This window comes from Pseudomonas sp. NBRC 111127 (genome assembly GCF_001320345.1).
Taxonomy (GTDB): Bacteria; Pseudomonadota; Gammaproteobacteria; order Pseudomonadales; family Pseudomonadaceae; genus Aquipseudomonas; species Aquipseudomonas juntendi.
On sequence record NZ_BCBD01000231.1, the window covers coordinates 1 to 6,215 of the forward strand.

A 6,215-nucleotide genomic window follows, 5' to 3' on the forward strand; every position below is an offset into this window, starting at 1 on the left:
CTTGGTTTGCGGTGGGCAGCACAGGCTGGTCACGCCACCGGCCACGGCTGCGCGGGTTTCGCTGGCGATGTTGCCTTTGCGGCTAAAGCCCGGTTCGCGCAGGGACACGCCAAGGTCGACCAGGCCAGGCGCGGCAACCAGGCCTTGCGCCTGGATCGTGCGGCTTGCGCTGAAACCGGCCGGGGCGGCGCCGATGGCAGCAATGCGGCCACCGTCCAGGTGCAGGTCGGTCACCTGGTCCAGGCCGCTGTTGGGGTCGATGACCCGGGCGCCAAGAATGCTGATGGTCACTGGGCGTTCTCCTGGTCGAATTGACGTTGCGCGTTTTGCCCGCTCATGGCCATGGACAGCACTGCCATGCGTACGGCGATGCCGTAGGTAACCTGGTTGAGGATCACCGAATGCTTGCCGTCGGCCACCGCCGACTCAATCTCCACGCCCCGGTTGATCGGGCCTGGGTGCATGACGATGGCATCCGGCTTGGCCCCGGCCAGGCGGGCGGTGGTCAGGCCGAACAGGCGGTAGAACTCGCCTTCGCTGGGCAGCAGGCCACCGGCCATGCGCTCACGCTGCAGGCGCAGCATGATCACCACGTCGACATCCTTCAGGCCCTCGGCGAGGTCGGTGTAGACCTTCACGCCGTACTGCTCGATACCGACCGGGATCAGGGTTTTCGGCCCGATCACGCGAATGTCCGGGCAACCCAGGGCCTTGAGCGCCAGCATGTCGGAGCGGGCTACCCGCGAGTGCAGGATATCGCCGACGATCGCTACCGACAGGTTCTCGAAGCTGCCTTTGTGGCGACGGATGGTCAGCATGTCGAGCATGCCCTGGGTCGGGTGCGCATGGCGGCCGTCACCACCGTTGATCACGGCAACGTGCGGGCACACGTGCTCAGCGATGAAATGCGCAGCCCCCGAGTCGGAGTGGCGCACGACGAACATGTCGGCGGCCATGGCTTCGAGGTTGCGCAGGGTGTCGAACAAGGTCTCGCCCTTGCTGGTCGAGGACGTCGACACATTCAGGCTGATCACGTCGGCAGACAGGCGCTGGGCTGCCAGTTCGAAGGTGGTGCGGGTACGGGTCGAGTTCTCGAAGAACACGTTGCACACGGTCTTGCCGCGCAGCAAAGGGACTTTTTTCACGGCCCGGGCACCGACTTCCAGGAAGGAGTCGGCGGTGTCGAGGATCTCGGTGAGCAGTTCGCGGGGCAAACCGTCAAGCGAGAGGAAGTGGCGCAGCTGGCCCTGGTCATTGAGCTGCAGCGGGCGCTTGGCGTCGATTGGCGTCATCGCGGGGGACTCTTAAAGGGCGGAAGCGGAGGCGAGGTCCTGGCGCTCGAGGGCGAGCGGTGCGGGCCCGGTCAATTTTACCCGTTCATCGGGGGCCAGCGACAGGGTGGCGCCGACCACATTCGGGCGGATTGGCAGTTCGCCGGCATCCAGGTCCACCAGGCAGACCAGGGTGACGCTGGCCGGGCGGCCATAATCGAACAGTTCGTTGAGCGCCGCGCGGATGGTGCGGCCGCTCATCAGCACGTCATCCACCAGCACCAGGTGCTGGCCTTCGACTTCGAACGGCAGCTCGGACGGGCGTACCTGCGGGTGCAGGCCATTCTGGCTGAAGTCATCGCGGTAGAACGAGACGTCCAGGGTACCCATGGCACTCTCGTCGCCCATGGCCTCCTGCAGGGCCTGGGCAACCCAGACACCACCTGTACGAATACCGATGTAACGCGGTCCGCTGATGCAGCGGCGGGCCAGGTGGGCGCGAAGGTCGACAGCCATCTGCCGGACCAGCTCGGCGGGGTTGGGTAGGCTCATTGCGGGCTCCTCGGAAGGGTGCGCCGGGCATGGCCGGCGGCAAAGATGATCAGGTATTGGCCTCCAGCCAGCCTTGCAGCAACAGGGCCGCGGCGATGGCATCGACCGGGTTGTCGCGGTAGCTGCCGCGCTGGCCGCCACGGGCCATGCGCTCGCCTTTGGCCTCGAAGGTGGTCAGGCGCTCGTCGTGGGTGTGCACGGGCAGGTTGAAGCGGCCATTGAGGCGGCGGGCAAATTTTTCGGCGCGGGCGCTCATTTCGCTGGGCGTGCCGTCCATGTTCAATGGCAGGCCGACGACGATGGCGTCCGGCTTCCATTCGGCAATCAGCTTTTCCACCTGGGCCCAGTCCGGCACGCCGTTCTGCGCCTTCAGCGTGCACAGCTCGCGGGCCTGGCCGGTGATGACCTGGCCGACGGCCACACCGATCTGTTTGCTGCCATAGTCGAAACCCAGCAGCAGGCGTAGTTCGGCCATCAGGCGTGGCCCGCCTGGCTGGTCAGCAGGTGCAGGTTGATGCCCAGGCTGGCGGCGGCGGCCTCCAGGCGCAGGTCACTGGCCATTTCAAAGATGATTTGCGGGTCGAACGGGCAGTTGAGCCAGGCATTGTCGGCCAGCTCCGCTTCCAGCTGGCCGGCTTCCCAGCCGGCATAGCCGAGCGTGATCAGGCTTTGCTTGGGGCCGACCCCGGCGGCAATGGCCAGCAGGATGTCTTGCGACGTGCTCAGCGTCAGCCCTTCCAGCGCCACGCTCGCCTGGAAGCTGCACTCGCTGCTGTGCAGCACGAAACCACGGTCGGTCTGCACCGGGCCGCCCTGGTAGATCGGCACCTGCAAAGTGCTGTCCGGCGGCGTTTCGTCCGGGCGCAATTGCTCGAGAATATCGGCCAGGCTCAGTTCCTGCGGCCGATTCACCACCAGGCCCATGGCGCCATGGGCGTTGTGCTCGACAATGTACGTGAGGGTCTGGGCGAAGTTCGGATCGGCCATGTGCGGCATGGCGATCAGGAACTGATGCTTGAGGTAGCTCGGCGTGAGGGTTTTCATGGGGTAGTAGTGTGGCGCCAGGTGGCGAGGCTGACAAGGTTCTCGGTATGCCTGATTTGAGGGTTGCTGCGCAGCCCGTGGCCGGCAAGCCGGCGCCCACAGGGGCGCGCAGCGGCCCTGGCTCAGTTACTGGACAAACGGTCCCCACGGGCAAAGCGCCAGGTGCGGATGATCTCCAGGCGGTCGAACTCGGCCAGGTCCCCGGTAAACGGTGCGAACGGCGCCGCCAGCCGCACGATACGCTGCGCTGCCTGGTCCAGCACCGGCTGCCCGGACGACTCCAGTACCAGCACTTCGTAGAGCGAGCCGTCGCGGTTGATCGAGACCATCATGCGCAGGTTGCCGTAGATCTGCTGCCGGCGCGCCTCGTCGGGGTAGTTGAGGTTGCCCACCCGCTCTACTTTCTTGCGCCACTCTTCCTTGTACCAGGCGCCCTTGTCGCGCATGGTCGAGGCAGCGTTCAGGCGGTGGATGCGCGGGCGCTTGGCGTACAGTTGCTGTTCGTTGGACAGCTCTGCCTCCAGGCTGGCGATCTGGCTGGACAGCTGCGAGCTGTCGAAGTCCGGGGCGGGCGCGGCTGGCTTGGGTTGCGCCTTGCTGGGCTTGGGCTTGGGCTCGACCTTGTGCGCCTTGGGCGCGGTGGTCACCACCGCCGACTTCTGCGGGGTTGGTGGCGGCACCACTTCCGGCTTGGCTGCCGGCGGGGGGGTGATCTTGTTGATCTTGCTGTCCTGGAACGGCGCCAGTTCGGTGGTCTTGGGCACCGCCTTCTTGTCCAGGGTGCCGCTGCCTTGCTGGTTGTCCTGGGCCTGAAAATCAGCTTTCTCCGGCGGTTTTTCGCTTTTGAAGGTGGCCAGGGTAATGTCCATGGTATGGCGGATTTCGGCAGGCTTGACCACGGTGAAACCGACGCCGAGGATCAGCGCCAGGTGCACCAGCGCAGCCAGGAACAGCGTGAAACCGAGCCGGTCCACTGGGCGAACGCGTGGGGGCAGCAGGTCGGAAGGGATGTCAGCGGGCAGCGTCATCGGGTATCCAGCAACCGCAGGGCGGGGCAGCAGGCCAGGCAAATGGGACCCGCATCATACCCCACTCCGGGTAAATGCCGTGCGTCGGCGGTCAGCGCGCCTGCAACTGGCGATCAATGGCATCCATCAGCTTGCCGCCGATATCGGTGTTGTAGGCGTTGTCGATTTCGCGAATGCAGGTCGGGCTGGTGACGTTGATCTCGGTGAGGTAATCGCCGATCACGTCGAGGCCCACGAACAACAGGCCTTTCTCGCGCAGGGTTGGCCCCACCTGGGCGGCAATCCAGCGGTCCCGGTCGCTCAGCGGCCGCGCCTCGCCGCGGCCACCGGCAGCCAGGTTGCCACGGGTTTCGCCGCTGGCCGGAATGCGCGCCAGGCAGTAGTCTACCGGCTCGCCGTCGATCATCAGGATGCGCTTGTCACCGTCCTTGATCGCCGGCAGGTAGGCTTGCGCCATGATCTGCTGGGCACCCAGCGCGGTCAGGGTTTCCAGGATCACCGACAGGTTCGGGTCGCCCACCCGGTGGCGGAAGATCGACGTGCCGCCCATGCCATCCAGCGGTTTGAGGATCACGTCACCATGCTTGGCGGCAAACTCGCGGATGATGTCCGGGCGGCGGCTGACCAGCGTCGGTGGCGTGCACTGCGGGAACAGCGTGGCGAACAGTTTTTCGTTGCAGTCACGCAGGCTTTGCGGGCGGTTGACCACCAGCACGCCATCGTTCTCGGCTTGCTCCAGCAGGTAGGTGCTGTAGACGAACTCCATGTCGAACGGCGGGTCCTTGCGCATCAGGATCACGTCCAGCTCGGCCAGGGGGCTGTCCTGTTCTTCGCCCAGCTCGAACCAGCGGGCCGGGTCGGCGAAAACGTTCAGTGGGCGCATGCGCGCACGGGCTTTGCCTTCGCCCTGGTACAGGTCGCGCTGCTCCATGTAGAACAGGCTCCAGCCGCGTGCCTGGGCGGCCAGCAGCATGGCCAGCGAGCTGTCCTTTTTGTAGGAGATGGACGCGATCGGGTCCATGACAATGCCGAGGCGAACGCTCATGGGGTGGTTCCTCTTGGCGGCGCGTTGCCGCGATGGGTCGGAAGAAAAGTGGCTCAGGGTGGCGCTGTGAACGCCGCTGGTCAAGGGGCGGCGCAGATGGAACGGCCACCCGGAGTGTGTTAAAAATGCAGCTGCAAGCCCTTGGCTCCAAGCCTCAAGAGCAAAGCAGCCGCGTGCCGGCTGGGCTTTTGTTGTAACTTGCCGCTTGCAACTTGCAGCTCAATTCCCACGGGTAGGCGTCTATGGAACAACCCCTGAAGGTGATGGTGATCGACGACTCGCGCACGATCCGCCGCACTGCGCAGATGTTGCTCGGTGAAGCCGGCTGCGAGGTGATCACCGCCAGCGATGGCTTCGATGCCCTGGCCAAGATCGTCGATCACCGCCCCGGCATCATCTTCGTCGACGTGTTGATGCCGCGCCTGGACGGCTACCAGACCTGCGCCATCATCAAGCACAACAGCGCCTTCAAGGACACCCCGGTGATCCTGTTGTCGTCGCGCGACGGGCTGTTCGACAAGGCCCGCGGCCGGGTAGTCGGCTCTGATCAGTTTCTGACCAAGCCGTTCAGCAAGGAAGAACTGCTCGACGCAATCCGTGCCCATGTGCCCGGGTTTGCGGCACCTGAACCACAAGCACCCTGACCGCGCCCCGCCATGGCACGGTTCTACTTTCCTGATGGGGTAACAGCATGGCCCGAGTTCTGATTGTCGACGACTCGCCGACAGAGATGACGAGTTTGACCCAGTTTCTTGAAAAGAATGGCCACGAGGTGCTCAAGGCCAACAACGGTGCCGACGGCGTGGCCCTGGCCCGGCAGGAAAAGCCGGACGCCGTGCTGATGGACATCGTCATGCCGGGCATGAACGGCTTCCAGGCCACCCGCCAGCTCAGCAAAGACCCGGAAACCAGTGCCATTCCGGTGATCGTGGTCACCACCAAGGACCAGGAGACCGACCGCATCTGGGCCACCCGCCAGGGCGCCCGCGACTTCCTCACTAAACCGGTGGGCGAAGAGGCGCTGATCGCCAAGCTCAAAGAAGTGCTGGGGGCTTGACCAGCCGCCCGCAGGGCGCGTCACTGACCGCCTTCGAGTTGTTGCTGGACATCGACCGGCGCTGCCGTTTGCTGGTCGCTGACCAGCCGCCGCAAGACAACCGCCTGCAAGAGTGGAGTGGCATTGGCTTTCGCACCGCCGGGCAATGGTTCGTCGCGCCCATGGGCGAGGTGGCCGAGGTGCTGCGCGAGCCGCGTAGCAGCCGGGTACCGGGGGTG

At 65.2% G+C, this 6,215-nt stretch carries 8 protein-coding genes and 2 pseudogenes; 3 read left to right on the forward strand and 7 right to left on the reverse strand.

Annotation, left to right across the window (positions count from 1 at the left end):
- The 7 genes and pseudogenes from APH30_RS25725 to gshB form a co-directional block, all read right to left on the reverse strand.
- Positions 1–291, reverse strand: a pseudogene (locus tag APH30_RS25725) (dihydroorotase); the annotation flags it as partial.
- Positions 288–1,292: an aspartate carbamoyltransferase catalytic subunit gene (locus APH30_RS25730; RefSeq protein WP_009684474.1), complete on the reverse strand. Its 1,005-nt coding sequence runs from the start codon at positions 1,290–1,292 to the stop codon at positions 288–290. The gene APH30_RS25730 and the pseudogene APH30_RS25725, both read right to left, overlap by 4 nt.
- Positions 1,293–1,304: 12 nt before the next feature.
- Positions 1,305–1,823: a bifunctional pyr operon transcriptional regulator/uracil phosphoribosyltransferase PyrR gene (pyrR, locus tag APH30_RS25735; protein ID WP_054914118.1), complete on the reverse strand. Its 519-nt coding sequence runs from the start codon at positions 1,821–1,823 to the stop codon at positions 1,305–1,307.
- A 49-nt stretch (positions 1,824–1,872) separates the two neighbouring features.
- Positions 1,873–2,298, reverse strand: a complete 426-nt coding sequence (gene ruvX, locus APH30_RS25740) for a Holliday junction resolvase RuvX (protein WP_003249316.1) — start codon at positions 2,296–2,298, stop codon at positions 1,873–1,875.
- Positions 2,298–2,867 (reverse strand): YqgE/AlgH family protein, encoded by a 570-nt coding sequence (locus tag APH30_RS25745; protein WP_029887678.1) that lies wholly within the window; start codon positions 2,865–2,867, stop codon positions 2,298–2,300. Before APH30_RS25745 ends, ruvX begins: the two co-directional genes overlap by 1 nt.
- 122 nt (positions 2,868–2,989) lie before the next feature.
- Positions 2,990–3,895 (reverse strand): energy transducer TonB, encoded by a 906-nt coding sequence (locus APH30_RS25750; RefSeq protein WP_029887365.1) that lies wholly within the window; start codon positions 3,893–3,895, stop codon positions 2,990–2,992.
- A 91-nt stretch (positions 3,896–3,986) separates the two neighbouring features.
- A complete protein-coding gene (gene gshB, locus APH30_RS25755; RefSeq protein ID WP_009682817.1) occupies positions 3,987–4,940 on the reverse strand; it encodes a glutathione synthase in 954 nt (317 codons plus the stop codon).
- Between the two features lie 242 nt (positions 4,941–5,182).
- On the opposite strand from gshB, the gene APH30_RS25760 reads away from it, so the two are divergent.
- The 3 genes and pseudogenes from APH30_RS25760 to APH30_RS25770 all read left to right on the forward strand — a co-directional run.
- Entirely contained in the window at positions 5,183–5,584 is a 402-nt protein-coding gene (locus tag APH30_RS25760) for a PleD family two-component system response regulator (protein WP_009682818.1), read from the forward strand.
- Between the two features lie 47 nt (positions 5,585–5,631).
- A complete protein-coding gene (pilH, locus tag APH30_RS25765; protein WP_009682819.1) occupies positions 5,632–5,997 on the forward strand; it encodes a twitching motility response regulator PilH in 366 nt (121 codons plus the stop codon).
- A pseudogene (locus tag APH30_RS25770) lies at positions 5,994–6,215 on the forward strand (chemotaxis protein CheW); the annotation flags it as partial. The gene pilH and the pseudogene APH30_RS25770, both read left to right, overlap by 4 nt.